This is a genomic window from Pradoshia sp. Z3_51 (assembly GCF_058215915.1).
The window spans coordinates 35,002-59,787 of sequence record NZ_JBZAJC010000012.1 but is presented as its reverse complement, the minus strand read 5'-3'; the positions used below and the strand labels follow the sequence as shown (position 1 = coordinate 59,787).

Annotated in this window: 25 protein-coding genes and 2 riboswitches; of the genes, 22 read left to right on the top strand and 3 right to left on the bottom strand. The window is 38.6% G+C overall.

Translation table 11 applies throughout. The annotated features are described in order from the left end of the window. Positions 1–77: 77 nt before the first annotated feature. Positions 78–794: a GntR family transcriptional regulator gene (locus AC4BHA_RS16405; RefSeq protein ID WP_066109938.1), complete on the top strand. Its 717-nt coding sequence runs from the start codon at positions 78–80 to the stop codon at positions 792–794. 150 nt (positions 795–944) lie between these two features. On the opposite strand, the gene AC4BHA_RS16400 is transcribed toward AC4BHA_RS16405, so the two are convergent. Further along, entirely contained in the window at positions 945–1,961 is a 1,017-nt protein-coding gene (locus AC4BHA_RS16400; protein WP_490553668.1) for a zinc-dependent alcohol dehydrogenase, read from the bottom strand. Between the two features lie 353 nt (positions 1,962–2,314). Between AC4BHA_RS16400 and AC4BHA_RS16395 the strand changes: the two genes are divergently transcribed. The 4 genes from AC4BHA_RS16395 to AC4BHA_RS16380 all read left to right on the top strand — a co-directional run bounded on the left by AC4BHA_RS16395 (position 2,315) and on the right by AC4BHA_RS16380 (position 5,211). Continuing rightward, positions 2,315–2,869, top strand: a complete 555-nt coding sequence (locus AC4BHA_RS16395) for a sigma-70 family RNA polymerase sigma factor (RefSeq protein WP_490553670.1) — start codon at positions 2,315–2,317, stop codon at positions 2,867–2,869. Further along, a complete protein-coding gene (locus AC4BHA_RS16390; RefSeq protein WP_066109930.1) occupies positions 2,854–3,261 on the top strand; it encodes a PadR family transcriptional regulator in 408 nt (135 codons plus the stop codon). Before AC4BHA_RS16395 ends, AC4BHA_RS16390 begins: the two co-directional genes overlap by 16 nt. A 5-nt stretch (positions 3,262–3,266) precedes the next feature. After that, a complete protein-coding gene (locus AC4BHA_RS16385; RefSeq protein ID WP_490553671.1) occupies positions 3,267–4,568 on the top strand; it encodes an FtsW/RodA/SpoVE family cell cycle protein in 1,302 nt (433 codons plus the stop codon). Between the two features lie 265 nt (positions 4,569–4,833). Then, on the top strand, positions 4,834–5,211 hold the full coding sequence (locus tag AC4BHA_RS16380; RefSeq protein ID WP_490553673.1) for an SLAP domain-containing protein: 378 nt from the start codon (positions 4,834–4,836) through the stop codon (positions 5,209–5,211). 156 nt (positions 5,212–5,367) lie between these two features. On the opposite strand, the gene AC4BHA_RS16375 is transcribed toward AC4BHA_RS16380, so the two are convergent. Beyond that, positions 5,368–5,808 carry a general stress protein gene (locus AC4BHA_RS16375; protein ID WP_148631271.1) on the bottom strand — a complete coding sequence of 147 codons (441 nt, stop codon included), beginning with the start codon at positions 5,806–5,808 and terminating at the stop codon, positions 5,368–5,370. A 365-nt stretch (positions 5,809–6,173) separates the two neighbouring features. Then, a riboswitch (cyclic di-AMP (ydaO/yuaA leader) is annotated at positions 6,174–6,316 on the top strand. Between the two features lie 85 nt (positions 6,317–6,401). Next, a riboswitch (cyclic di-AMP (ydaO/yuaA leader) is annotated at positions 6,402–6,542 on the top strand. A 95-nt stretch (positions 6,543–6,637) separates the two neighbouring features. Here AC4BHA_RS16375 and AC4BHA_RS16370 point away from each other — a divergent pair. From AC4BHA_RS16370 to AC4BHA_RS16315, 12 genes are all read left to right on the top strand, one after another. After that, positions 6,638–6,784, top strand: a complete 147-nt coding sequence (locus AC4BHA_RS16370; protein ID WP_490558919.1) for a hypothetical protein — start codon at positions 6,638–6,640, stop codon at positions 6,782–6,784. Between the two features lie 98 nt (positions 6,785–6,882). Then, entirely contained in the window at positions 6,883–7,269 is a 387-nt protein-coding gene (locus AC4BHA_RS16365; RefSeq protein WP_148631273.1) for a hypothetical protein, read from the top strand. A 149-nt stretch (positions 7,270–7,418) separates the two neighbouring features. Next, positions 7,419–7,496, top strand: coding sequence for a potassium-transporting ATPase subunit F (locus tag AC4BHA_RS16360; RefSeq protein ID WP_077248205.1), 78 nt, complete (start codon positions 7,419–7,421; stop codon positions 7,494–7,496). A gap of 29 nt (positions 7,497–7,525) precedes the next feature. Then, entirely contained in the window at positions 7,526–9,199 is a 1,674-nt protein-coding gene (gene kdpA / locus AC4BHA_RS16355) for a potassium-transporting ATPase subunit KdpA (protein ID WP_148631275.1), read from the top strand. A gap of 31 nt (positions 9,200–9,230) precedes the next feature. Further along, positions 9,231–11,270, top strand: coding sequence for a potassium-transporting ATPase subunit KdpB (gene kdpB, locus AC4BHA_RS16350; protein WP_490553679.1), 2,040 nt, complete (start codon positions 9,231–9,233; stop codon positions 11,268–11,270). A 31-nt stretch (positions 11,271–11,301) separates the two neighbouring features. Continuing rightward, the gene (kdpC, locus tag AC4BHA_RS16345) at positions 11,302–11,859 is read left to right on the top strand and encodes a potassium-transporting ATPase subunit KdpC (RefSeq protein ID WP_140462269.1); all 558 of its coding nucleotides are present in this window, start codon (positions 11,302–11,304) and stop codon (positions 11,857–11,859) included. Between the two features lie 73 nt (positions 11,860–11,932). Next, on the top strand, positions 11,933–14,269 hold the full coding sequence (locus AC4BHA_RS16340; RefSeq protein WP_490553682.1) for a universal stress protein: 2,337 nt from the start codon (positions 11,933–11,935) through the stop codon (positions 14,267–14,269). Positions 14,270–14,362: 93 nt separating this feature from the next. Then, positions 14,363–14,776 carry a CBS domain-containing protein gene (locus AC4BHA_RS16335; RefSeq protein ID WP_066109903.1) on the top strand — a complete coding sequence of 138 codons (414 nt, stop codon included), beginning with the start codon at positions 14,363–14,365 and terminating at the stop codon, positions 14,774–14,776. A gap of 418 nt (positions 14,777–15,194) precedes the next feature. Further along, positions 15,195–16,040 carry an ABC transporter ATP-binding protein gene (locus AC4BHA_RS16330; RefSeq protein ID WP_066109900.1) on the top strand — a complete coding sequence of 282 codons (846 nt, stop codon included), beginning with the start codon at positions 15,195–15,197 and terminating at the stop codon, positions 16,038–16,040. Continuing rightward, positions 15,991–16,914: an iron-hydroxamate ABC transporter substrate-binding protein gene (locus AC4BHA_RS16325; protein ID WP_066109895.1), complete on the top strand. Its 924-nt coding sequence runs from the start codon at positions 15,991–15,993 to the stop codon at positions 16,912–16,914. The genes AC4BHA_RS16330 and AC4BHA_RS16325 overlap by 50 nt, the downstream gene beginning before the upstream one ends. A 70-nt stretch (positions 16,915–16,984) precedes the next feature. Further along, positions 16,985–17,995: a FecCD family ABC transporter permease gene (locus AC4BHA_RS16320; RefSeq protein ID WP_140462271.1), complete on the top strand. Its 1,011-nt coding sequence runs from the start codon at positions 16,985–16,987 to the stop codon at positions 17,993–17,995. After that, a complete protein-coding gene (locus AC4BHA_RS16315; protein ID WP_490553684.1) occupies positions 17,992–18,999 on the top strand; it encodes a FecCD family ABC transporter permease in 1,008 nt (335 codons plus the stop codon). Before AC4BHA_RS16320 ends, AC4BHA_RS16315 begins: the two co-directional genes overlap by 4 nt. Before the next feature lie 515 nt (positions 19,000–19,514). Here AC4BHA_RS16315 and AC4BHA_RS16310 read toward each other — a convergent pair. Then, complete coding sequence (locus AC4BHA_RS16310) at positions 19,515–20,552, bottom strand: NAD(P)/FAD-dependent oxidoreductase (protein ID WP_140462272.1); 1,038 nt, start codon at positions 20,550–20,552, stop codon at positions 19,515–19,517. 283 nt (positions 20,553–20,835) lie between these two features. Here AC4BHA_RS16310 and AC4BHA_RS16305 point away from each other — a divergent pair, with 283 nt between their 5' ends. From AC4BHA_RS16305 to celB, 5 genes are all read left to right on the top strand, one after another. Next, positions 20,836–21,669, top strand: a complete 834-nt coding sequence (locus tag AC4BHA_RS16305; RefSeq protein WP_140462273.1) for an MBL fold metallo-hydrolase — start codon at positions 20,836–20,838, stop codon at positions 21,667–21,669. Positions 21,670–21,887: 218 nt separating this feature from the next. After that, positions 21,888–22,379 carry a pyridoxamine 5'-phosphate oxidase family protein gene (locus AC4BHA_RS16300; protein WP_140462274.1) on the top strand — a complete coding sequence of 164 codons (492 nt, stop codon included), beginning with the start codon at positions 21,888–21,890 and terminating at the stop codon, positions 22,377–22,379. A gap of 333 nt (positions 22,380–22,712) precedes the next feature. Next, positions 22,713–23,024, top strand: a complete 312-nt coding sequence (locus AC4BHA_RS16295; protein WP_066109877.1) for a PTS sugar transporter subunit IIB — start codon at positions 22,713–22,715, stop codon at positions 23,022–23,024. Then, the gene (locus AC4BHA_RS16290; protein WP_066109874.1) at positions 23,024–23,353 is read left to right on the top strand and encodes a PTS sugar transporter subunit IIA; all 330 of its coding nucleotides are present in this window, start codon (positions 23,024–23,026) and stop codon (positions 23,351–23,353) included. The genes AC4BHA_RS16295 and AC4BHA_RS16290 overlap by 1 nt, the downstream gene beginning before the upstream one ends. Before the next feature lie 47 nt (positions 23,354–23,400). Then, complete coding sequence (gene celB / locus AC4BHA_RS16285) at positions 23,401–24,711, top strand: PTS cellobiose transporter subunit IIC (RefSeq protein WP_066109871.1); 1,311 nt, start codon at positions 23,401–23,403, stop codon at positions 24,709–24,711. The last annotated feature ends 75 nt before the right edge of the window (positions 24,712–24,786 follow it).

Below are 24,786 nucleotides of genomic sequence, written 5' to 3'. Positions count from 1 at the left end.
TTTAACTATCTTCTTTACTTATATAAAGCTTTGAACAGAGACTAGCAGTGTTTTCTCTAATAGGAGTGAGACTAAGTATGGTGAAAATGTTATCAAGGTTACCAGGTGAGAATAATAATAACTACTCGTATAGAGCAATTAAAGAAGGGATATTATCATTAGAATTACTGCCTGGACAGTTATTGAGTGTTGGAGAACTGACTGAGGCATTAAAAGTATCAAGTACGCCTATAAAAAGTGCGTTATGGAAACTACATCAAGAGCATCTTGTAGATGTTATTCCACAAGTTGGGTCATATGTTTCAAGAATAAATTTGGAATTGGTTGAAGAAGCGTCGTTTATGTGGTTTGACTTAGAAAAGAAATATTTAAAATCAGCATGTAATTATTTTTCTGAAGAGAATGTTGATCAGTTAAGGAGAAATCTTGATCTTCAAGAAATACTGTTGATTCAACAAAACACACTGAGTCCAAAAAAGATGACTAGACAATTTAATGAATTAGATGATGGCTTTCATTCGATTATCTTCCGAGGCCATCATAGGGATAATACTTGGAAAGCAATTTCACGTATGAATATGGATTATCACCGAATGATTAACTTTAGCCAACATCATTTTGAACAGATGATTGCTGAACATAGAAATATACTTTCTATAATTGAGAATAAAGAGATGGAACGAGTGGAAGATACTCTTAAAAAACATATATTCAAACCACTAGATTATTGGAGAAGGTATAAAGAAGAAATCTGCGAGAAGAATGAGCGCAAAATATTCATGGCTACAACATGATCTTACGTTAACGTAATAAAAATTAAAAAGAAGCCTCTCAAAAGCTACGCACTTTTAAGGGACTTCTTTTTAAGTTATTAACATAAAAATGTCGATTGTAATTTTTATAATATTAAAGAGTCTTTAGTGTCTTTAATGCACGATGAATTATTAATCAGTAAGATCTACAACAACTTTAATCGTTTCATTGGCAGCGATAGCTGTGTCAAAAGCCTTTGAAAGGTCGTCTAATTTATAGACTTGCGTTACCATTGTTGCGATTGGTGTTTTTTTCTTCTCAATATGATCAACAACACGTACGATATCTTCATGTGTATATCCGCTTGCACCAATAATTTTCAGCTCTTTTCCCATCATAGCTCCAAAACTTATTGGTACTTCTTGCTTGTACACAGCCACTATGGCAAAACGAGCATCAGGTTTAGCCAAATTGAATACTTGTTCAAATAAAGGGGCGGCACCAGCAGCATCAACAAAAGCATCCACATTTGGAATTGAATGACCATAGTAATCAACTGTTCCGAAATACTCCACAAGTGCTGTAGCTAAGTCTTGTTTACTTGTATTGATTGTTTTCGCACCTAATTCTTGAGCTTTAGCTAAACGCCAATCATTGATATCTACTACAACTACATCTTTAATACCCTCACCAATCAAGCCAGCAGCAGCTGATAATCCGATCGGACCGGCACCAAGTACTACGATATGTTCACCTGGTTTAGGGTTAGTTGAGAAAGCACCATGAAAACCAACGCTCATAGGCTCCATTAATGCCGCTTCTTCAGGTGTTACTTCATCTGAAAAAGTGTATAAGTTATAATTTAATGCCGCATCTTCGATGACCACAAATTGAGAAAAGCCGCCGGCTTCACAGGAAAGTGCTTTTCCAACTCGTTTAGCGGTAATTGGGTTCACCCCGACGCGCATTCCTACGTGAATGTCCTTTACCTCTGAGCCTACTTCTGCTACTTCACCGAAAAATTCATGACCGAATTCTTTTTCAAACCGGATGCCCATATTTCCGGCACCAGCTTTAACTATATTAATATCTGTACCGCAAATACCACAACGCAATGTACGCAATAATACATCCTTCGGTCCGATTGTTGGCATTGGTAACTCTTCAACTCGTACATCATTTAAGCCATGATAAACTCCTGCTTTCATCTCATTCACCCCAATTTTTATAAGTATACTTAATTTTATGACAATTAATATACCAGAGCAATTTGGAAATATTTAAATGAGAAATAAAAATGTTACTAATCTACTAAAGAAAGTTATTGTTGGTGGTAATATATGTATATGTTGTTTTGAATCTATATATCGGTAATTTTAATTTCTATTTTAAACAAGTAATCAATATTTCTATGCGTATTGTTTGTACACGGGATTATCTCCATGAGACCGACTGATTATCCGAATGTGATCAAGCCTGAATAAACAAATGAACTTTATTTTAAAAAAACTAAAACCGGAAACGGAATAGCCTCGTCAATATTTAGGAAGGGGGAGAAATAGTGGATGAAATAACAATGGAACGCCTCGTTATTGAGGAAAAGGAGATCATCATCGACGAACTGATGGACCAATATGGGCAAGAAATTTTACAACTCTCCTATTCTTATGTGAAGAATCGTGAACTTGCTGAGGACCTTACCCAAGATATCTTTGTAAAATGCTATCAATCCCTTCATACATATAAGGGGAAATCAAAAATTAGGACATGGTTGTGGAGAATAGCTATTAATCATTGCAAGGATTATTTGAAAAGCTGGTACAAAAACCATGTCTTCCTCTCAAGTGATGAATACATTTATTCTGGTGAAAGTGGGCATAGCACTGAACAAGCGGTTATTCGGCAAGATGAAGAAGAACGTCTGGCGCATTCTGTTATGCATCTGCCGATTAAATATCGGGAAGTCATCTATCTTCATTATTTTGAGGGGATGCCCATTCGTGAAATGGCGCAGGTACTATCTATTAATAACAATACAGTGAAAACGAGACTCCGCAGAGCGAAGGCACTTTTAAAGGATAGTTGGGAGGGATATAGCGAATGGAAGAACGGTTGAAGGGTCTTAAAAAGGCTATGAAGGAAACTTGCATGCGGGAGCTAGATTTCTCAGAAACTATGAAAAAGCGCATTCATAAGTCCATCGCAAAAGAATCATTCAGCGAGCAGGATATGTTCATTAACCTCCTCCAGCTTCTTTTAAAGGAAAGGACAGGCTTTGAATTAACAAGGCTTCTTGCAGTAAGAGGCATAAGAAAGTATGAGGACGAGGAAGGTTCTATATATGCGTTTTTGCATGAACAGGAGCTAGCGGGAATCATTACGGCTTCATGGGGATCATCAGGAGAAAAAAAGTATCAGCTGACCGACAAGGGGAGACGTGCGCTTGAAAAGTCTGATGAACGAGTATGGCTAGCTAGTCTTACCTTGAGAGGACAGGCGGAGAGGTGATCAGAATGGTCAATGATAGAGAACGCTTTTTGGGAGAAGTTATCGGGCAAATTCGCTCAAAGGAAGCGAAGGTAAGTGTTGAAAAAGAATTGAATTATCATCTTAAGGAAGCAAAGGAATATTGGCTGGGGAAAGGGCTGTCGGCTACGGAGGCACAGGAGAAGGCGATTAAGCAAATGGGAGATCCGTATAAGCTTGGTGAGAAGATGAACAAGCTATACCGACCGAAAGTGGATTGGCTGCTTCTTTCCCTTTTAGCAGCAGTGATGATGCTTGGATTTCTCCCGATTTTATCAATGGATTCGTCACAAGTGGAAATACAGGATTCATTTATGCGGAATAGAGTGATTTTTGGTCTGCTAGGCATAGCGCTGGCAATTGGGATTATGTACTTTGACTATCGGAAGCTGCAAAGATGGGGTTGGGCCTTTTATCTGGTTGGTGTAGCTATACTCTATGGGTTACGGCTAATTCCGTCTTATACAATCAATGGGGAACCTTATTTTGGTATACCAATGCTTGGTTCATTCAATTGTTGGATTGCATTGCCGTTCTTTTTCCTGGCTTGGGCTCAATTTTTTCAGAATAAGAAATTGAAAGTTTGGCAGCTTTTTCTTTTGTTTATCTACTCCTTTTATCTTTTCTTAATGGTTCCAGACCTAGCAATCTCATTTATCTATGGAATGACAGTTTTGATTATGTTATGGTGGAGCCATTTAAGTAAGAAAACTGCATTATTTATAACCGCAAGTACGATTACAGCATTCATAATTGGGTTGGTAGCCGTTTTGCCTTCTTTAAAAGGTTATCAGAATGAGCGGATAGCAGCCTATATAAATCCCGAGAAGTATGCAGATGGTTCAGGGTATATGTATGTGCAACTAAGGGAGCTGATGACCGAAGCAAAATGGTATGGAAGCTCTGCTGGCCTGGGTAATGTTCTTCCAGGAACATATTCCGATTATGCATTGGCGGGTCTGACCTCTCATTTCGGGTATGTTGTCACCGTGGCAGTTCTGATTATTCTCCTATTATTTGTGATTCGAATGGGGTATATTGCGATAGGAGCACGCAATAGATATGGAAAGTTACTTGTTATCGGAGCTCTGGCCCTGTTTTCTTTACAATTTTTCTATAATATTGCGATGATATTCGGGTTTGTCCCGATTATGACAATCTACTTACCGTTTATCAGCTATGGCTGGATGTCGACGATTTTGAATGCGTTTTTAATAGGAATTGTACTTAGTGTTTACAGGCGTAAGCATTATGGTGTAATGACAGTAAGAGAGTGCGAGGTCAATTAGGCCTAGCATCCTTTTTAAGCGAGGTTCGGACCAAACCAATTAACATCATCTTCCATAGGCAGAAAATAAGAGTGGGAAATCACGAAAAGGATTTCAGGCTATATTAACGGACAAATCATCGCGGTTAATGGCGGACGTAATATGCTTAGAGGATAATGATATAATCCCATCTGTTAAACACAGGTGGGGTTTTTATGTTAATGTTAAACTTATCATATATTATAGTGGGATTTTGGAGTAATGAATCAATAGGAGTGTTCTAATCATGCAACAATTGCAGTTCGAAAAATCGTGGGATAAAGCGTTATCTGCCCAGGACCGAAGCTATATAGAAAAAGTATTTGTAGAGACAAAGCATCTAAACGGCACAGGTGTAATTTTCTCTCCTATCCGGGAAGCCATCAACCACAAAGAGGCACTGCTTGTGACCGTATTAGTCCATAATTTCACGGATCAGCCGCTTACATTTAATAACACAAGATTACGATACAAAATTCAGGGAGAGGTTATTGCGGAAAATGAATTTACCTTACCTAAGCTTGTGATTCCAAATGAAGTGAGTATGCCATGGACATTTATATTTCCAAAAGAAAGCTACAAAACACAGCTATCTATTAAGAATGGACGATTAGAGGCAGTTTGATTTTCAACAGGCAAAAAGACCAAAATCAGTTGAATAAAATTATATCGAAAATAGTAAAAAGTTTTTAATATAAATAAAGTTTCTGAGAGATCTAAACTTCCTAAGGTAATATAAAACGGCTTGATTCAAGTAGGAATCATCAAGCCGTTTTTATTATCAGGAAGATTTAGCATGAAGTATGACGAGGAATTTTCCATCCTGGACTTCATTAGAGTAACGTTGAGCGTCCTCTTCAGAAAGTCCGATATTCATCAGAGAGTTTAATAATCCTCCTTCACTGGATCGGGCTCCAACTAGCGCACCGCCGAGCATAGTTAAAACAGGACCTGCAGCCAAAATTGCCCCTAAACCTGGGACCAATACAGCCGGTAATCCTGCGAGTGCGCCGGCAATGCCGAGTGCCCCTCCGGTAGCAGCTCCTGCAATAGCTCCATCCATAGTAGATATTTTTACTTCCTGTGACATCTTGGATAAATCATTTGCCTGGTTAGCAATCACGGAAATTTCATCAGTCGTATAGCCTTCCTTTTTAAACTCCTCAATAGCATCTGCTGCTTGTTGCTCGTTTTCATATACGTTAATCACATAATCTCCCATTCTATACCTCCCAATTTTCTTTAATATGACTTATTTACCCGTTTTAATATCTTTAGACACTTTTTCCTGGGTGTACTGGATAGATCGTTATTTTTTATTAAATTAAAGTATTCGATTTATAATAAAATGGGTTCGGGCCAGACAACGAGTCATAAGGAAACACCTTTTTATCTTGTTAAAATCAAGAAAAATAAAATTTAATTCTAAATAAAACAGTGAATAACTGAGTAATTTAAAGATTTCATATCATTTGGCTATCAAAGTGGTTATATTTAACTGTTTTTCTGTATTTTAGGATGAATATGAGCTACTCATACTCTTTACAACTGGAAAATACCGGAGTAGTATTACTCTCATAATTAAATCATTCTTAATCGCTGAATCTTTAAAGAGCGGGGGAACCACTTTTGTGACTCTTGTCACTTGGGGTGAATCCTTAATCAAGGTAGGGCTACTCTTTTGGCCCGAATCCGACAGCTAACCTCGTAAGCGTTAAGGGAGAGGATGGTGTAACTGGGGAGTCGAAGAAGTTATTTCGACCACAGGGTAGACCTCTGTGGTCTTTTTTGAATTTTAACAATTTAATACGTTAATATCTTAAATCGCTGAGTCTTTTTAAAGAGCGGGGGAACCACTTTTGTGACAATGTCACTTGGGGTGAATCCTTAACAAGGTAGGGCTACTCTTTTGGCCCGAATCCGACAGCTAACCTCGTAAGCGTTAAGAGAGAAGGTATTACCTTTGGTTTAAAGCCCACTGTGTAATACAGAGGTCTTTTTTGTGCTTTTTGAATGGTAAATTTTAACAAAAATAAGGAGGAACCAACCAAATGTTTCGTATGAGTTATCTGGATATCAAGCAGGAAAAAGCAAAAATAGAGGATGAGAATGCAAGAAGAGCTAGTTCAATCGTTTACTACCAGAATAACCAGATGAATATTTCATATTATCCGAATGGTTTCTCTAAAGTTAGATAAAAGGACAATAAGGGGTGTCCTTTCTATCATTCGATCAACATATATGGGATATAGAAAGGGCAGCTTTATCCTTCTATGAGATTAAGGGGGATTTAAAAGTGGGAAACGTGCTGATTATCGGCAAAGGCAATCTTTATACGTCAGTGATTTCTAGTAATAGCTTCAGAACAAGGGCATTTGATGTATTGCCTTATAAGCAATATTTTAAATCTCTTTACAACACGGAAAATGGAAACAGGAGAATAGATAACCAAATTGAAATGGAAAAGGAATTTTTGGTATATAACAAGGTTTATATTATTTCAGATTCCATCAATGAAGGGTTTGAATTGACTACCTTCTTTTCTAAATTGGGTACGAGAAAAATCATTGTTGCGACACAATGCAGCAGGGATTATCAGCTTTACAAGAAGCTCGGCGCCAAACTTGTTTATATAAGTAAACCTGGAAGCAGCTCATATAGTTGGTTAACCAATCACCTTTAACCTTTTAGCTGTGGATTAAAAAATCAATTTTATGAAAGGAAGATTCTTGTGGATCTTATTTCAATTGGATTAGCAGTAGGATCATTTCTACTATTTTGGGGATTTATCAAATTTTGTGACAATGTGATTGAGGAACGAGGGGTAGAAAAATGATTTTTATAGGAATCGTTGTAGGTGGACTTGCGATTTACTTAGTTGATGCCTTAATTCATCCAGAGAGATATTAATTTATTAAAACACTATGGGGGAAAGAATAATGGATTTTATACAAATAGCATTGGTATTAGCGGTTCTTTTATTGCTTGCTATTCCTATGGGGCGTTATATAGCCCGTGCTTTCTCTTTGGAAGAGACAAGGCTTGATCGAGTATTTGGCGGAATAGAGAAAATAATTTATAAGCTGTCAGGAATTTCGCAGGGGAATATGAAGTGGAAGCAATACGCAAAGGCTTTATTGGTCAGTAATATAGCAATGTTTGCTATATGTTATATAATCGTTCGTCTACAAGGTGTTTTACCGGGAAATCCAAGTGGGATTGCTTCAATGGATCCGTTCTTATCTTTTAATACAGTAGCAAGTTTTTTAACCAATACTAATTTACAACACTATAGCGGAGAATCAGGTTTATCTTATTTATCACAAATGATGGTTATTATCTTTCTGATGTTTACAACACCAGCGACAGGAATTGCTCTATGTATCGCCTTTATGAGAGGCCTGACAGGGCAAAAAAGCATAGGTAACTTTTATGTGGATTTAATCCGTGCCCATACACGTATTCTGATCCCGCTTTCCATCCTGGTTGGAATCGTGCTAGTAGGTCAGGGAGTTCCGCAAACAATAGGGCCGACGATTACAGCTACGACCCTGGAGGGTGCCGAACAGCAGATTGCGCGTGGACCTGTTGCAGCTTTGGAATCTATTAAGCATTTAGGGACTAATGGCGGGGGATTTTTCGGTGTAAACTCTGCACATCCATTTGAGAATCCAACACCACTCACGAACGTTATTGAAATCTTATCCATGTTTTTACTACCAGCTTCACTGCCAATCGCTTTTGGACATATGGCTAGAAGCCGTAAGCAAGGTTGGATTTTATTCAGTGCGATGGGAATTATGTTTCTTGCGTTCTTATCATTAGCCTATTTTAGTGAAGCAAATGGAAATCCTGCGCTTCGAGAAATCGGCCTTTCTCAATCAGATGGAAGTATGGAAGGGAAGGAAGTGCGGTTTGGAATTGCCCAAAGTGCCCTATTTACAACAGTTACAACAGCTGCAACCACAGGCACAGTAAACAATATGCATGACACGTTAACCCCGCTTGGAGGGTTGGTTCCATTGGGGGAAATGATGTTGAATTGTGTATTTGGTGGGGACGGTGTTGGAACCGTAAATATTTTAATGTATGCCATTCTAGCTGTTTTCTTAGCAGGATTAATGGTTGGGCGAACACCTGAATTTTTAGGGCGTAAAATCGAAGCGAAAGAAATGAAGTTAATCGCCATTACCATTTTAATACATCCGCTAATTATTCTGGCTCCATCGGCCATTGCGCTGGCAACAGAAATGGGGTCATCAGCGATTTCGAATTCAGGGTTCCATGGAATTACTCAAGTCGTCTATGAATTTACTTCATCTGCGGCGAACAATGGATCAGGATTTGAAGGCTTAGGTGATAATACACCATTTTGGAATATATCAACAGGGTTAGTGATGTTATTTGGCCGCTATTTCTCCATGATTGCCATGCTTGCAGTAGCTGGATCGTTACTAAATAAAAAACCTGTTCCGGAAACGATTGGTACGTTTAAATCAGATAACATCACATTCATCGTTCTTCTGGTGACTACGGTTTTAATCGTAGGGGCATTAACATTCTTCCCAGTTATCACGCTCGGACCAATTGCGGAGTATTTATCGATTCGCTAATAAAGAAAAAAGAAGGTAAAGGAGTATTCTAATGAACACAAAGCGTAAAGCGGCGATTAATAACGCTATAGTCAAGCGTGCTTTAATAGATGCTTTTAAAAAGCTGGACCCGCGTCTGATGGCTAAAAATCCAGTCATGTTTGTAGTAGAGGTTGGGTTTGTTATCACCCTAATCCTGACCATTTTCCCCACCCTATTTGGAGGGGGAGCGAGTTCAATTTACAACGGGAGTGTAAGTGCAATCTTACTTCTTACCATTCTATTCGCTAACTTTGCGGAATCTTTAGCAGAAGGAAGAGGTAAGGCACAAGCTGAAAGCTTGAAAAAGACAAAACAAGATACAAGTGCCAGATTGCTTTTGAAAGATGGATCAACCAAAATGGTCCAATCAACTGAATTGAGAAAAGGGGATATAGTTGTTGTCAAAGCAACTGAATTGATTCCTGGCGATGGGGAAATTGTAGAAGGGGTAGCCTCTGTTGATGAATCAGCAATAACAGGTGAATCTGCACCGGTTATTAAAGAATCTGGTGGAGATTTCAGCTCAGTCACCGGCGGTACACGAGTAATTAGTGACAGGCTAAAGATTCGAGTGACGACGGATCCAGGTGAATCCTTCCTTGATCGTATGATTCATTTGGTTGAAGGAGCTAAGCGCCAAAAAACACCGAATGAAATTGCATTAAATACATTGCTCGTCAGCTTAACGTTGATATTCTTAATTGTTTGTACGACCCTGGTTCCAATCGCCTCCTATGTTGGAGTGACTATACCAATCGCAACTTTGGTAGCCTTACTTGTTTGTTTGATTCCTACGACGATTGGGGGACTGCTTTCAGCGATTGGAGTCGCCGGGATGGACCGAGTTACTCAATTTAATGTAATTGCTATGTCAGGTAAAGCAGTGGAGGCGGCTGGGGATATTAATACGATAATTCTCGATAAAACAGGAACGATAACCTATGGGAACCGGATGGCTACAGCATTTGTGTCCGTTGGAAAAGCAGATCAAATAGAGCTGAATAAAGCCGCACAAGCTAGCTCTCTTCATGATGAGACTCCTGAGGGACGCTCGATCATTGAGCTGGCAAAAAAATCAGGTGTTTTAGAAACTGTGGGACATGAAATTGATTCCGAAGGCGTTGAATTTAAAGCGGAAACACGGATGAGCGGAACGGACTTTGCGGATGGAGGGAGAATTAGAAAAGGGGCCGTAGATGCTATTAAAGAGTACGTGACCGCTCAGGGAGGGACTGTACCAAAGGATCTTGATAGTAAAACAAAAACAATCGCAATGGAAGGTGGCACACCGCTTGCAGTAGCAGAAGGTAATAAAATTCTAGGCTTAATATATTTAAAAGATACCGTCAAACCGGGAATGAAAGAACGATTTGACGAATTACGAAAAATGGGGATAAAAACGGTCATGTGTACAGGGGATAACCCACTGACCGCCGCAACGATCGCTCGTGAGGCGGGGGTGGATGATTTTATCTCTGAGGCAAAACCCGAAGATAAGATTTCCGTTATTAAAAAGGAACAAGCCGAAGGAAAGCTGGTAGCGATGACAGGAGACGGAACGAATGATGCACCGGCACTCGCGCAGGCTGATGTTGGCCTTGCGATGAATAGCGGAACGATTGCGGCAAAAGAGGCGGCGAACATGGTTGACTTAGATTCTGACCCAACGAAGATCATTGAAGTAGTAGCCATCGGTAAGCAACTGTTAATGACAAGAGGTGCTTTGACTACGTTCAGTATTGCTAATGATGTTGCGAAATACTTTGCGATTATCCCAGCTATGTTTATGGTAGCAATCCCGCAAATAGGGGCACTAAATATTATGAATCTAAATACACCACAAAGCGCGATTCTATCCGCTCTCATCTTTAACGCAATTATCATCCCATTGCTTATACCACTGGCAATGAAGGGTGTTAAATATGTGCCGATGAGTTCTACAAAACTATTAAATCGTAACCTCACGATTTTTGGATTCGGGGGAGTCATTGTTCCGTTTATCGGTATTAAGGTAATCGATTCTCTGCTTATGGTCATGAATTTTGTTTAAAAATAACTAATAAAGTAAAGGTGACGTATACATGTTGAAAAATTTGAGGGTAAGTCTGGTACTACTTCTTATATGCGGGATCATGTATCCTTTGGCGATGACAGGGGTATCACAGCTGATTTTCCCAGCTAAAGCCGATGGCAGTGTGATCGAAGCTAAAGACGGGGATGTGGTAGGTTCTGAATTGATTGGGCAGAGTTTTAAGGATGCGAAATACTTCATGAGCCGTGTATCTTCTATTGAATATAATGCTTCTGGATCAGGGTCAGGAAATTATGCACCATCTAATGAGGATATGATTGAGCGGACTAAAAACGATATAAAGGCATTTTTAGAAAATAACCCTGATGTGCAAAAAGAAGATATTCCGGCAGATCTTTTAACAAATTCAGGTTCAGGTTTGGATCCGCATATTTCACCGATGGCAGCGAAGATTCAAGTACCGAGAATTGCTGATGTCAGGGACATGGATGAAGAGCAATTAGAGTCCCTTATTATAAAAAATACGGATGGAAGGCAATATGGGATATTAGGAGAACCGCGGGTAAATGTATTACAGCTAAATATGGAGCTTGATAGATTGAAATAAGGAAGAAGGAGAAAGGGAGAGTATCGTATACCAGCTCTCCTTTTCTTGTCTGTAGAAAGATAGGGGTGAAAGCATGGTCGAATTTCGCAGAAAAACTCCCGAAGAATTTTTACAATCGATTTATGAAGTGAAACGAGGAAGGCTGAAAATTATTCTCGGGGCGGTTTCTGGATCGGGAAAGACCTATCATATGTTATTGGATGGGAATGTATTGAAGAAGAGATCGATTGATGTTGTGATTGGAATAATCAGTCCATCCAATCGTCCTAAAACAAATGAACAAATCGGGGATTTGGAGACGATTCGACCAATTGAATGGGTGGAGAACGGAATAGTTAAACAGGATTTAGATATTGAAGCCATTAAAGAAAGGAATCCAGAAGTTGTTCTTGTTGATATCTTGTCACATCGCAATCGCTTAGATGCACCGCATAAGACAAGACTTGAAGATGTAATAGAGCTAATGAACCACAATATTAGTGTAATTACAACGATGAACATTTACGAATTAAATGGAGTTAGAGAGATTGTTGAAAAACTGTTAGGCATTAAAGTACAGGTGGATCATTGTGTACCGAATGACACCCTTGCGATGGCAGATGAGGTTAAGCTTTTGGATGTAACACCTGACCAAATTCTTAATCGTTTACAGGATGGCAACATAGACCGGGTATTAGAAGAGAAATTGTTTAAACGAGCAAATTTGGCAGTATTACGCGAGCTTGCCTTACGCCATTTAGCAGGTGAAGTAAATGACGAACTGGATGAATATCGAGAACAGCAAGGGCTGATAGGACCATCCGGAGCATCGGAGAGAATTCTTGTTACCGTTCAATATCACTGGAATGGCTCAATTTTAGTACGTAGAGGACAACAAGTTGCAAAACGTTTGGGTGGTGAGCTATTAGTCGTATGTTTCCTTTCACCGGATAGAAAGCTTTCAAAGGAAGAGCAAACTTTTAGAAGGTCCATTAAAAAGTTAGTTCATAAAGTTGGAGGTAAATTTGAAGAATTTTCTATTACTCGAACGGATGCAGCCGAGGAAATCGTCACCTATGCAACTGACAAGAAAATCACCAAAATTGTAATAGGCCATTCTAAAAGAAGCCGCCTGGAAGAAATCATAAACGGCTCGGTCATTAATAAAATTCTGCGAAGTACGCAAAACATAGATATCTTGGTTGTAGCTGACCGAACAGATAAAAGTGGAAAAAGAGTAATACCTGCTAAGTTGGGAGACGACAATAAAATCAATCCATACCGTCGCTTATCAAATCGAGAAGTGGAAGAGCGGATTGGAAAAATGAAGCGTGGACAATTAAAGGTTTATATTGGGGCAGCTCCAGGTGTCGGGAAGACGTATACGATGCTGCGTGAGGCTAACGAGTTGAAGAAAAACGGAATAGATGTCGTAATTGGTTTGCTTGAAACACATGGTAGGAAAGAAACACTTGATCAAGTCGGAAGCTTGGAAATGATGCCACGAATGAAAATTAACTATAAAAATGTTGTGATTGAAGAAATGGATGTAGATGCCATTATAAAGAGAAATCCCGAGGTGGTACTAGTTGATGAATTGGCTCATACCAACGTACCAGGCAGCAATCATAAAAAACGTTATGAAGATGTTGAAGAGATTATAAAATCAGGGATTTCGGTCATCTCAACCATGAACATTCAGCATTTAGAAAGTTTAAATGACAGTATTGAACAAATTACAGGAGTGCGGGTACGGGAAACAGTACCCGATCAAGTTCTCCGAATGGCAGATGAGATTGAGCTTATTGATATTTCTCCAAAGGAGTTGCAGCAACGTATGCTGGAGGGGAATATATACGCAAAGGAAAAAGTAGAACAGGCACTGAATCATTTTTTTAAAACGTATAATTTAATCGCATTAAGAGAACTCGCCCTTCGTGAAGTCGCTGATGATGTTGATGAGAGACTAGAATTATTGGAACGTAACCGTACTTTAAGAGGACCGTGGCGAAAACAAGAGGTCATCTTTGTTTGTGTAAATTTACGCGGGAACAGTGAGCGTTTAATTCGACGTGGTTTTCGAACTGCTTATCGGTTGAAGGCTAACTGGTATGTGGGTTATGTAAGGGAGCATTCTGTTCTAACAGACGAAGAACAGTCCAAAATGAAGAACTTGCAGTTTTTAACCGAAAGACTGGGTGGGATTTTTGAAATATACGAAACATCCCACCGAAGAAAAGTTGTTGAAGAATTGGGAGAACGATTAAATGACAAAGAGGCAACCCAAGTGTTTATCGGACAATCGACACGGACACGATTGGAAGAGATCATAAGAGGTTCGGTTGTCCAAAAGCTATTGCGTTTAGTCCGTCATTTAGATGTATTAATTATTGCAGATCAAAAACCTGATAAAAAGAAGGGACTAAGTTAACCGCTAAATTTAGAACAGCATATAAACTAATCAGTCGGGCATTCTAAAGCAGAGCAGGAAGTATATGATGAATAACTGATGAGGGGGTAAGCGGTGAATATAGCCTTTTTTCTAATCCCAAAAAGAGAAGTAGCCTTCGTTAAATATGAGTCCACGATGAGACAAGCGTTGGAAAAAATGGAGTTTCACAAGTACTCTGCAGTTCCCATTATCGATAACCATGGAAGATATGTTGGCACCTTAACAGAGGGGGACTTACTCTGGAAAATGAAAAACACCCCTGACTTATCATTCGAAAACACCCATAAAACGAAACTGAAAGACATAAAACCAAAGCGTTATAATGAACCGATTCATATTGATGCTGATATGGAAAGTATTCTTTTAAGGGCAATGGAGCAGAATTTTGTCCCTGTTATTGATGACGCGGGCATTTTTATTGGAATTATTAGAAGAAGAGAAATCATAGAATACTGTGCTAAGGGGATTTTCGAGAAAAAAGCATAAAATTAATAGTAATAGTGTACTGTTTAACTTTTATTACCTTTCGCAAGGAATTATTTTATTACCATACAATAAGAGAGTCAAAAGTTAATGTTCAGTATAATCAGCAGTCACATAAGCTTTCTAACACGACTGCCTTGATTATAAGGTAATCTTTTAGAATTGACGGTTTAACAGCCCTATATTCTATAAAAAGTTCATACATACATAAAAAGGTGAATTTAAAAGATTGTTTCCTGTAAAAAAGGGAGCAGTCTTTTTTTATCAATAAGATGTAGTCGGTGTTTCTCGAGGTAAATAATAATTCGGTAATTTCTGAAAAAATAGATTGACAAAAGTAGGAAAAGAAATTATATTTAACTACGTATTGATAATCATTATCAATTAAATTGGGCTATATATCCTTTTAAGGAGGTTTACTATGAATCGCCTCTATACAGATCGTTTGAACATTGGGTACGGGGAAGAATTAATTGTAAAGGATCTCAGTGTAGAAATACCTGACCGGAAAATAACGACAATCATTGGCTCTAATGGGTGTGGGAAATCAACTTTATTGAAAGCCATTACACGCATTATATCTCATCAATCAGGCGACGTCGTTTTGGATGGGAAAAGTATCTTAAGTAATAATACAAAGATTCTTGCACAAAAAATGGCCATCCTTCCTCAGTCACCAGAAAGTGCAAGCGGACTTACAGTAGGTGAACTAGTTTCCTATGGAAGGTTTCCTTATCAAAAGGGATTTGGTCGTTTAACTAAAAAAGATTATGAGGTAATTGACTGGGCACTTGAGGTTACTGGAACGATAGATTACAAGTTTCGTCCGGTAGATGCCCTATCAGGCGGTCAGCGCCAACGTGTTTGGATTGCCATGGCACTAGCCCAGGAGACAGAAATCATCTTTCTCGACGAGCCAACCACCTATTTAGACATGGCTCATCAGTTAGAGGTCTTAGAGCTTTTACAAAAACTGAATCAAGAACAAGCACGTACCATTGTGATGGTCTTGCATGATTTAAACCAGGCAGCACGTTTTGCTGATTATATGATTGCCTTAAAAGATGGCCGAGTTGTAAAAGCCGGGTCCTGCGAGGAAGTGATTACTCCCGCTGTACTCAGAAAAGTATTCCATATTGATGCCCAAATAGGGAGAGATCCACGAACAAATAAACCAATGTGCCTTACTTATAACTTATTAAAAGGAGAACCCAAACATGAAAAAATGGATATTCCCGTTTATGCTGCTCTCAGTGTTAATTATTAGTGCATGCAGCAATAGTTCATCTACAGAGAAGGAAAATGATACAAAAAAAGAAGAAGCGCCAAAAACATTTACATATGAATCAGAAACAGGGCCAGTCGAAGTACCAACAGATCCGCAGCGTGTTGTCATGCTATCAGGATTCACTGGGAACGTGATTGAACTGGATGTGAATTTAGTTGGTGTTGACGTTTGGTCTAAAACAAACCCTACCTTTGAAAAGGAATTAAAGGATGTTGCCGAAGTTTCAGAGGATAATCTAGAAAAAATCATTGAATTGAATCCTGATCTCATTATTGCGTTATCTACTGTTAAAAACGTTGATAAATTAAAGGAGATTGCTCCTACTGTAACCTATACTTGGGGCAAATTGGATTACTTAGCTCAGCATGTGGAAATTGGAAAACTATTAGGTAAAGAGAAAGAAGCAGAGGACTGGGTTGATGACTTCCAAACACGTGCTGCGGAAGCCGGAGAAGAGATTCGCGCCAAAATCGGTGAGGATGCAACAGTATCTGTAATAGAAGCTTTTGATAAAAATTTATATGTATACGGTGATAATTGGGCACGCGGAACAGAAATCCTTTACCAAGCTATGAAATTGAAAATGCCTGATAAAGTAAAAGAGATGACATCTAAGGATGGATACTATACTCTTTCTACGGAAGTACTCTCTGAATACGCAGGAGATTATGTGATTTTAAGTAAATACGCAGCTGCTGATGTATCATTCCAGGAAACTGAAACCTATAAAAATATACCTGCCGTTAAAAATGGACATGTATATGAAATGGAAGGAGACGGTGCTTCCTTTAGTGACCCAGTTACATTAGAGAAGCATTTAGCTTTTTTCAAGAAATCATTTCTTGGTGAATAATTTTCGGGTGGAGGGATTCTAATTGGAATCCCTTTTCCCCTATTCTGACGAAAGAGAAGATGAGTAACTGATGACAAAAGAAATGAAACGTTCTGTCCCCTTTGTCTATAAAATGATTGCCAGTTTGCTTGTTCTTGCTGGGATGTTTGTGGCGGCCATGGTTTTTGGTGCTGCAGATACGACTGTCAAAGATGTATGGCTCGCTCTTACCTCTAACGTGAAAACGGATGAAACTCTTGTTCTGCGAGAGATTCGTTTTCCAAGAGAAGTTGCAGCCATTTTTGTAGGAGCAGCTTTAGCTGTTGCCGGCGCTATTATGCAAGGGTTGACGAGAAATCCGCTTGCTGATCCAGGTTTACTAGGATTGACTGCCGGCGCAAATGCGGCGCTGGCAATTACGCTGGTTGTTTTCCCATCTATTAATTATTTTGGGTTGATGATTGGCTGTTTTATTGGAGCAGCTGTTGGTACAATCATGGTATTTAGTATGGGGTTTATGAAAAAAGGAGGGTTTTCTCCGCTTCGAATCGTATTAGCAGGTGCTGCTGTATCTGCTTTCCTTTATGCGGTTGCGGATGGGGTAAGTATTTACTTTAAGGTATCTAAAAATGTTTCAGCATGGACTTCAGGAGGGTTAGTTGGAACTAGTTGGGACCAGCTCCAGATCATTGTTCCTTTTATTATAGTTGGCATTCTAGTGGCGCTCATTTTAGCAAGACAGCTGACGATTCTTAGTTTAAATGAAGAAGTTGCTGTTGGCTTGGGGCAAAACACGGCACAAGTAAAATTCATCCTTTATGTTGTCATTATCCTTCTGGCGGGTGCATCTGTTGCCCTTGTCGGGAATATGACCTTTATTGGCTTAATGATCCCGCATATTGTACGGGCCATCGTCGGAACGGATTACCGATTTATTATCCCAATGTCTGCCATTGCAGGAGCTGTTTTTATGCTTTTCGCGGATACGCTTGGACGGACCATAAATGCACCATTTGAAACTCCGGTAGCAGCTATTGTAGCTACAATAGGGTTGCCATTTTTCTTGATAATTGTTCGTAAAGGAGGGAAAGCATTCTCATGATTCATCCTTCTTTACTAAAAAAACAACGACTATTTCTTGTTGTTTTATTGACTCTCATTATTGCTACAGCGGTTGTCAGCATGGGGATGGGAGCAGCTGCTTTATCTTATGACCGGCTCATTCCAACACTACTTGGAGAGGGCACGTTTAAAGAAGAGTTTGTTTTATTTTCGATTCGTTTACCAAGAATACTGATTACAGTGTTGGCTGGAATGGCGCTTGCATTATCGGGTGCTATTTTACAAGGTATTACACGGAATGATTTAGCGGATCCTGGCATTATTGGGATTAATTCTGGAGCGGGTGTGGCTGTAGCTATCTTCTTTCTATTTTTTCCGATTGAACCAGGTTCATTTGTTTATATGCTGCCTCTTGTCGCGTTTTTCGGTGCGATCCTCACCGTATGTTTCATCTATTTATTTTCATATACGAAAAACTCAGGGTTGGAGCCGGTAAGGCTCGTGTTAGTAGGCATAGGTTTTTCGATGGCCCTCTCCGGTGCCATGATTGTCCTTATTTCATCGGCAGAACGAGAAAAAGTAGATTTTATTGCTCAATGGTTAGCAGGGAATATATGGGGAACAGATTGGCCTTTTATTTGGGCGTTGCTCCCTTGGTTAGTCATCCTTATTCCGTTTACTTTATTCAAAGCCAATCGTTTAAACCTTCTCGGGATTAGTGAACCTGCAGCTATTAGTGTAGGTGTGTCGATTGAGAAGGAAAGAATCATTTTACTGATCACAGCTGTTGCCTTGGCTGCTTCCGCTGTCTCGGTTACAGGGGGGATCTCCTTCATCGGTTTAATGGCACCGCATATAGCCAAAACTCTAGTAGGACCACGAAACCAATTATTTATCCCACTTGCCATTTTGATTGGGGGATGGTTATTATTATTCGCTGATACAATCGGCCGAAATCTAATTGAGCCTAACGGACTCCCGGCAGGTATTATGGTTGCCCTTATCGGTGCCCCTTATTTTATGTATTTATTATTGAAAAAATAAGCGAATATCCCTTGGGAATCTGCTTATTATCAAAGGTTTCTACTGTTTTGTTATCGGGATGGAAATGATAGCGTTCATTAACTGTGTGTAAATATTAATTCAGAAAATAAAGCTACTGTTCCCTGTAGCAAAAAGAATCAAGAATGCTAATTAACGGCATTCTTGCTTCTTTTTATTTGGTTATTCCAAATGCCCTTTTCCTCTACTAACTGGATGTTTAACTCGTCAGAAGAACTGGTAGGATGTAAAGCAAATGAACATTTACTCTCATTACTGTTTTGATTACGGAAGTTGATTCAGAAACGATCATTATGATGTCTAAAAATAGATGTGTTGTTGTGCCTTTAGTGAATATATGTAAAATTGATACAATGATTTAGTTTTAAAAAAGGGATGGCTATTGTCATCCTCATTTTAGGTGGGGATATTGATAAAAGTCTAAATAAAGCCGATAAAATTACGTATTTACCAGCTTTATGTATGGTTAAATGTTAAATTCCAGAATAGATTCTGTATTAAATTCCAAGCTCTTCTTTTAATAATAATTCGTTCCGTTCTTTGAATACTTCATTATGTGATGAGACCATTGCAGTATCGTATGCTGAAGGTTCAATAAAAACTTTGGCACTGTTGACAGCATTGAGAGCATCCTGGAAGGCACCGACCAATAAATTTACTTTTCCTTCGTAAGATATAATATCCCCGGCTGCAAAGATTCCTTCTGTGGAAAGAACGCCTTTGGGTGTACCGATATAATAGTAATCATCCTTCATCTCCGGCTGCAAGCCATCTTCAAATTCGAGAGAAGCTTCGCGATTATAGCCATGATTAATTAAAACTTCATCAACAGCAATCGCTCTATTATCACCATTAATCTCTAAAATCACTTGATCAATCGCATGGTTTTCCTTATTTGCTACTAAAGAAGTAATGGTAGCATTGAGGATGATTTCTACATGGTTCTCCTGCAAGTTTTTGATTTGAGCCTCGTGTGCAGTCAGTTCATCTTTACGGTAAATAACCGTCACACTCTCTGCGACATGCAGTAATTCTGCAGCCCAATCAATAGCAGCATTTCCTCCACCGGAAATTAAGACATGCTTATCCTTAAAACGCTCTATTCGCTGAACGGTGTAGTGTAAATTAGTAAGCTCGTACTTTGATGCACCTTCTATATCCAGCTTTTGTGGAGAGATAATTCCTCCGCCATTTGCCATAATAACGGTTTTTGATATATGCTTCTCGCCATTATCTGTTATAAGAGTAAATAATCCATTTTCTTTAGTAATATATTCAACTTTAGTATTCAAACATACGGTAGGTTCAAAGGTTAATCCTTGTGATATCAAATCCTTAACGAATTCCTCCCCACGCATAGGACGCAATCCCCCGACATCCCAAATCATCTTTTCAGGATAGATATTAACTTTTCCTCCCAGCATTGTCTGAGATTCAATAATCTTTGTTTTCATGGTTCGTAAACCGCTGTAAAACGCACTGTACAAACCCGCTGGTCCTCCGCCAACAATCGTTACATCATAAATATCTGGCATTAAAAACCCTCCTTTATTACAAAAGATGGAACTAGTAGTTAAGTACATTATATTGACAATAATTCTCATTATCAATGAGAATTTATAATTTGATCAAGCCATAGATGTACGACAGGGAAGTTAGAGGAGTAGGAAAGCAGCTATTCAATGGCTGTCCTACACCTATGCCAGAAGATAGAATCCTAAAATTAATAAACATTTTTCCTCACATGTAAATCACATAATGAATAATGATTCATTATGTGATAATATTTAACGAATAATCGCGGTAAGGAGGAGTGGGATGATAGCTAAAAAGAGCTTTACAACAGAGATGGTAAATGGAGTGCAGACGGGGAATGGAACCATTTCGTTACTTAATGTACATATGAATGTGTATGTTTTTTGTGTGGATGGAGTTTTAATTGATACGGGTGCTCAATCAATTGAAAAGGAATTTTGGCCATTTTTTAATGATTTGGAGATAGATCAGGTTGTTGTAACACATTATCATGAAGACCATACAGGTTGTGCAGCTTTTTTACAGCAGAAGTATCAAGTACCCATTCTTATGAATAAGATGATGATTGATTATTGCCGCAAAAAAGCAGATTATCCATTGTATCGCAAACTTTTTTGGGGTAGACGAAAACCATTTGAGGGTACGGAAATCGGTAAAACATTTGCCTCTCGTCATGCTATATGGGACGTGATTGAGACTCCAGGCCATTCAAAGGATCACCTATCTTTTTTAAATCGGCAAACCGGACAGTTGTTTACAGGGGATTTATATTGTCAGCCTCGGACAAAGGTTGTGTTACGGGAGGAAAGTGTACCGGCTATCATTCATTCATTAAAGCATGTCTTAACCTATGATTTTGAAGAGGTGTATTGCTGTCACTCAGGCTTTTTAAAGAAAGGGCGTATCGCATTACAAAGAAAACTGGATTATTTGTTGGAGATTCAGGAAAAAGTGATTACACAGTATAAAGAGGGGAAAACACCATATCAAATCAAAGAATCCCTGTTCCCAAGAAACTATCCTATTACGAAATTTTCACAAGGAGAATGGGATTCCATTCATATTATAAATTCGGTTCTTTTAAAGTATGATGAAGAAAATATCGCTTTAAAATAAAGTAATTTAACATAGATAAATCTTGGGTCTTGAGCATAGTTCCACAGATTCGGATTTTTTAATGTAAGTCCTCTATAGGATATGATGTATTGCCCTGCCATCAACTATTTGAAACCCAGAGTCATTAATAGGTGGTAAATTACAGGTTAAATACCAATATCACGATTAAAAGGTTAGTGAAAGGGTAAAATACCTATAAAATCCAAAGAGGTGATTTCATGTCAAATGTTCAAAATGAGAACAAACAAGAGTTGGAGAAATTAAGAGAGTTAATTAAAGATGTAGATACTGCAATGCTCACCACACAGACTAGTGAAGGATTGATTTCTCGTCCAATGAAAACTCAGGAAGTCGAATTTGATGGGGATCTGTGGTTTTTTACAAAGAAAGAAACAGATAAATATAAAGAGGTGCTGGAACGTCCGGAAGTCAATGTAGCGTATGCCGGTAGATCCTATGTTTCTATTCGAGGTAAAGCTGAAATTGTAAATGACATTAACAAGAAAAAAGAACTCTGGAATGCAGCCTATGAAAAGCTACTGGAAACAAGTGTGGATGACCCAAATATCATTTTAATTAAGGTAGAAGCAGAAGCAGCAGAATATTGGGAAACCGGAAATCTCACTAAAAACATTGTTAATTTATATAAGAAGCTAACAAAGAATGAATCAGATACAGAGAATATAAATGAAACAATTGAATTAAAATAGAAAATACTAAATATTGCATAGAAAAAGGGCATGCCTAAAGTAGGTATGCCCTTTTTCTATACCTTTTTTCTTGGATAATTGTAAAGGAATCTTAAAGGCGATGTTCGTTATTTTATTAGATTGCTGTTCAACAATATGCACTTTAATTCAGGTACTTTCACTCATTAATAGCTCATCTAATATCATTCAGAGTGAACATTCTGTGAATTTAGTAGTATAGAAATTTCATAAAATTTATTCATTTTTTATCAAATGACTAGACATTTAAATCTAACTGTCTATAATAGTAAATGTAAGCGGTTTTACCATATTACTATAAAGGGAGTTTTAAATATGAGAAAAATTTTATTAGCTTGCAGTTCAGGTATGTCAACTAGTTTACTGGTTACTAAAATGGAGCAGCATGCCAAATCAATTGGTGAGGATGCAAAAATTTGGGCAGTAGGTCAGGATAAGGCAAAAGCTGAAATGGCAGATGCAGACGTCGTATTAATTGGCCCTCAAATGAGTTTCCTTAAAGCTGACCTGCAAAAAGAAGCAGACAAACATGGCATTAGAGTGGATGTAATCGATATGATGGCGTATGGAATGGCAGATGGTAAAAAAGCATATGAACAAGCGATTTCCCTTATAGGTGATAAGTAATGGAAAAATTGCAAATTGAACAACTAACAGAAGAACAGGTTAGCTTTCAGCTTATCTTACACAGCGGTAATGCAAGGAGTAAGATTATTCAGTCGTTAAGGGTTTACCGGGAAGGTAATGTTGAAGAAGCGGATGACTTATTAAAGCAGGCTGAGGCAGATCTTAGTATCTCTCATGATATTCATTTCCAAATGGTCCAAAAGGAAGCATCAGGAGAAAAAACGAAATTCTCTATGCTGTTAATGCATGCGGAAGATCATTTGATGTCTACTTTAACGATGAAAGAGTTAGTAAAAGAAATACTGGAAATTTTTAAGGCTAAAGGCTAAAAAGTTTTAGGTTATTACTATTATTCCTAAATTGAGGGGGAAGACCCGTGTTTGAAAAAATTAGTCAATTTCTTATGCCAATCGCAGGTAAACTGAATAACAACCGGTACTTAGGTGTCCTACGTGACGCTTTTATGTTAGCGTTTCCACTGACCGTGTTCGGTTCCATCGTAGTCGTTCTATTAAACCTACCATTCTTGGATTCATTTTTAAGTGACGGCACGATTACAACACTCCGCGATACTTTTGGTGTGGCAAGCAGTGCAACCATGAATATTATGTCTGTGTTTGTTGTATTCGGTATCGGATATTATCTATCAAAAAGCTATGATGTTGAGGCTGTATTTGGAGGAGTAGTTGCTCTTGCATCCTTTTTATTCCTGACTCCGTTTGTGGTTGAAACACAAGGGGGAGAAACAATTACAGGCGTTCTCTCACTAGATCGTCTTGGAGCAAAAGGAATGTTCCTTGGTATGATTTCTGCTTTTGTAGCAGGTGAAATTTACCGAAAAGCTGTTCAAAAAGATATTACGATTAAAATGCCAGCAGGTGTACCACCGGCAGTAGCCAAATCTTTTGCGGCATTGATTCCAGCACTTATTACATTAACTTTCTTCCTAGCGATACAAGGAATCGTAACTTTAGCATTTAATACAAATCTTCATGATGTTATTTATAAGATTATTCAAGAACCACTTACTGGCTTAGGCAGTGGCATTATTCCAACCCTAGTTGTTGTATTCTTTATTCAAATCCTTTGGTTCTTTGGGCTCCACGGTCAAATTATCATGAACTCCGTCATGGATCCTATCTGGAATACATTGGCTTTAGAGAATGTAGCTGCATTTAATGCAGGTAAAGAGTTACCACATATTATTTCGAAGCCATTTATGGATACGTTTACAGTAGGGATGGGCGGAACAGGTATGACCTTGGCAGTAGTATTGGCCATTCTCGTCTTTGTTAAATCCAAACAAATGAAACAGGTAGCTAAATTAGGCGGTTTGCCTGGTGTATTCAATGTCAATGAACCGATTATCTTCGGTCTTCCAATTGTTATGAATCCATTGATCTTAATCCCTTGGGTTCTTGCACCAATGATTGTGACAGCTGTTACCTATTTTGCCATGAGTACTGGTCTTGTACCACCGCCGACAGGCGTAACGGTTCCATGGACTGTACCAATTGGATTCAGCGGATATTTAGCAACTAACTCGATTGCGGGTTCTATTTTACAGCTAGTAAACTTCGCTATTGTATTTGCGATATGGCTTCCATTCCTGAAAGTCATTGACCGCGTTAACGTGAAAAAAGAACAAGAGGCAGAAGCGGAAGCGGCAGCATCTGCACAAAAATAAAAAATATCATTGAATAGAAGACTAGTAGTGAAGGGAGATATCTTTTACTGCTAGTCTCCTTACTCATTAAGCTAC

What these genes read in the sequence shown, in the direction of transcription:
- AC4BHA_RS16400 (WP_490553668.1), bottom strand. Translation starts at nt 1,961, where the DNA reads ATGAAAGCAGGAGTTTATCATGGCTTAAATGATGTACGAGTTGAAGAG.
- AC4BHA_RS16320 (WP_140462271.1), top strand. Translation starts at nt 16,985, where the DNA reads ATGACAAAAGAAATGAAACGTTCTGTCCCCTTTGTCTATAAAATGATT.
- AC4BHA_RS16375 (WP_148631271.1), bottom strand. Translation starts at nt 5,808, where the DNA reads ATGGGAGATTATGTGATTAACGTATATGAAAACGAGCAACAAGCAGCA.
- kdpA (WP_148631275.1), top strand. Translation starts at nt 7,526, where the DNA reads ATGGATTTTATACAAATAGCATTGGTATTAGCGGTTCTTTTATTGCTT.
- AC4BHA_RS16330 (WP_066109900.1), top strand. Translation starts at nt 15,195, where the DNA reads ATGAATCGCCTCTATACAGATCGTTTGAACATTGGGTACGGGGAAGAA.
- AC4BHA_RS16290 (WP_066109874.1), top strand. Translation starts at nt 23,024, where the DNA reads ATGGAAAAATTGCAAATTGAACAACTAACAGAAGAACAGGTTAGCTTT.
- AC4BHA_RS16325 (WP_066109895.1), top strand. Translation starts at nt 15,991, where the DNA reads ATGAAAAAATGGATATTCCCGTTTATGCTGCTCTCAGTGTTAATTATT.
- AC4BHA_RS16305 (WP_140462273.1), top strand. Translation starts at nt 20,836, where the DNA reads ATGATAGCTAAAAAGAGCTTTACAACAGAGATGGTAAATGGAGTGCAG.
- kdpB (WP_490553679.1), top strand. Translation starts at nt 9,231, where the DNA reads ATGAACACAAAGCGTAAAGCGGCGATTAATAACGCTATAGTCAAGCGT.
- AC4BHA_RS16405 (WP_066109938.1), top strand. Translation starts at nt 78, where the DNA reads ATGGTGAAAATGTTATCAAGGTTACCAGGTGAGAATAATAATAACTAC.
- AC4BHA_RS16390 (WP_066109930.1), top strand. Translation starts at nt 2,854, where the DNA reads ATGGAAGAACGGTTGAAGGGTCTTAAAAAGGCTATGAAGGAAACTTGC.
- AC4BHA_RS16370 (WP_490558919.1), top strand. Translation starts at nt 6,638, where the DNA reads ATGTTTCGTATGAGTTATCTGGATATCAAGCAGGAAAAAGCAAAAATA.
- AC4BHA_RS16360 (WP_077248205.1), top strand. Translation starts at nt 7,419, where the DNA reads ATGATTTTTATAGGAATCGTTGTAGGTGGACTTGCGATTTACTTAGTT.
- AC4BHA_RS16315 (WP_490553684.1), top strand. Translation starts at nt 17,992, where the DNA reads ATGATTCATCCTTCTTTACTAAAAAAACAACGACTATTTCTTGTTGTT.
- kdpC (WP_140462269.1), top strand. Translation starts at nt 11,302, where the DNA reads ATGTTGAAAAATTTGAGGGTAAGTCTGGTACTACTTCTTATATGCGGG.
- AC4BHA_RS16340 (WP_490553682.1), top strand. Translation starts at nt 11,933, where the DNA reads ATGGTCGAATTTCGCAGAAAAACTCCCGAAGAATTTTTACAATCGATT.
- AC4BHA_RS16310 (WP_140462272.1), bottom strand. Translation starts at nt 20,552, where the DNA reads ATGCCAGATATTTATGATGTAACGATTGTTGGCGGAGGACCAGCGGGT.
- AC4BHA_RS16300 (WP_140462274.1), top strand. Translation starts at nt 21,888, where the DNA reads ATGTCAAATGTTCAAAATGAGAACAAACAAGAGTTGGAGAAATTAAGA.
- AC4BHA_RS16380 (WP_490553673.1), top strand. Translation starts at nt 4,834, where the DNA reads ATGCAACAATTGCAGTTCGAAAAATCGTGGGATAAAGCGTTATCTGCC.
- AC4BHA_RS16295 (WP_066109877.1), top strand. Translation starts at nt 22,713, where the DNA reads ATGAGAAAAATTTTATTAGCTTGCAGTTCAGGTATGTCAACTAGTTTA.
- AC4BHA_RS16385 (WP_490553671.1), top strand. Translation starts at nt 3,267, where the DNA reads ATGGTCAATGATAGAGAACGCTTTTTGGGAGAAGTTATCGGGCAAATT.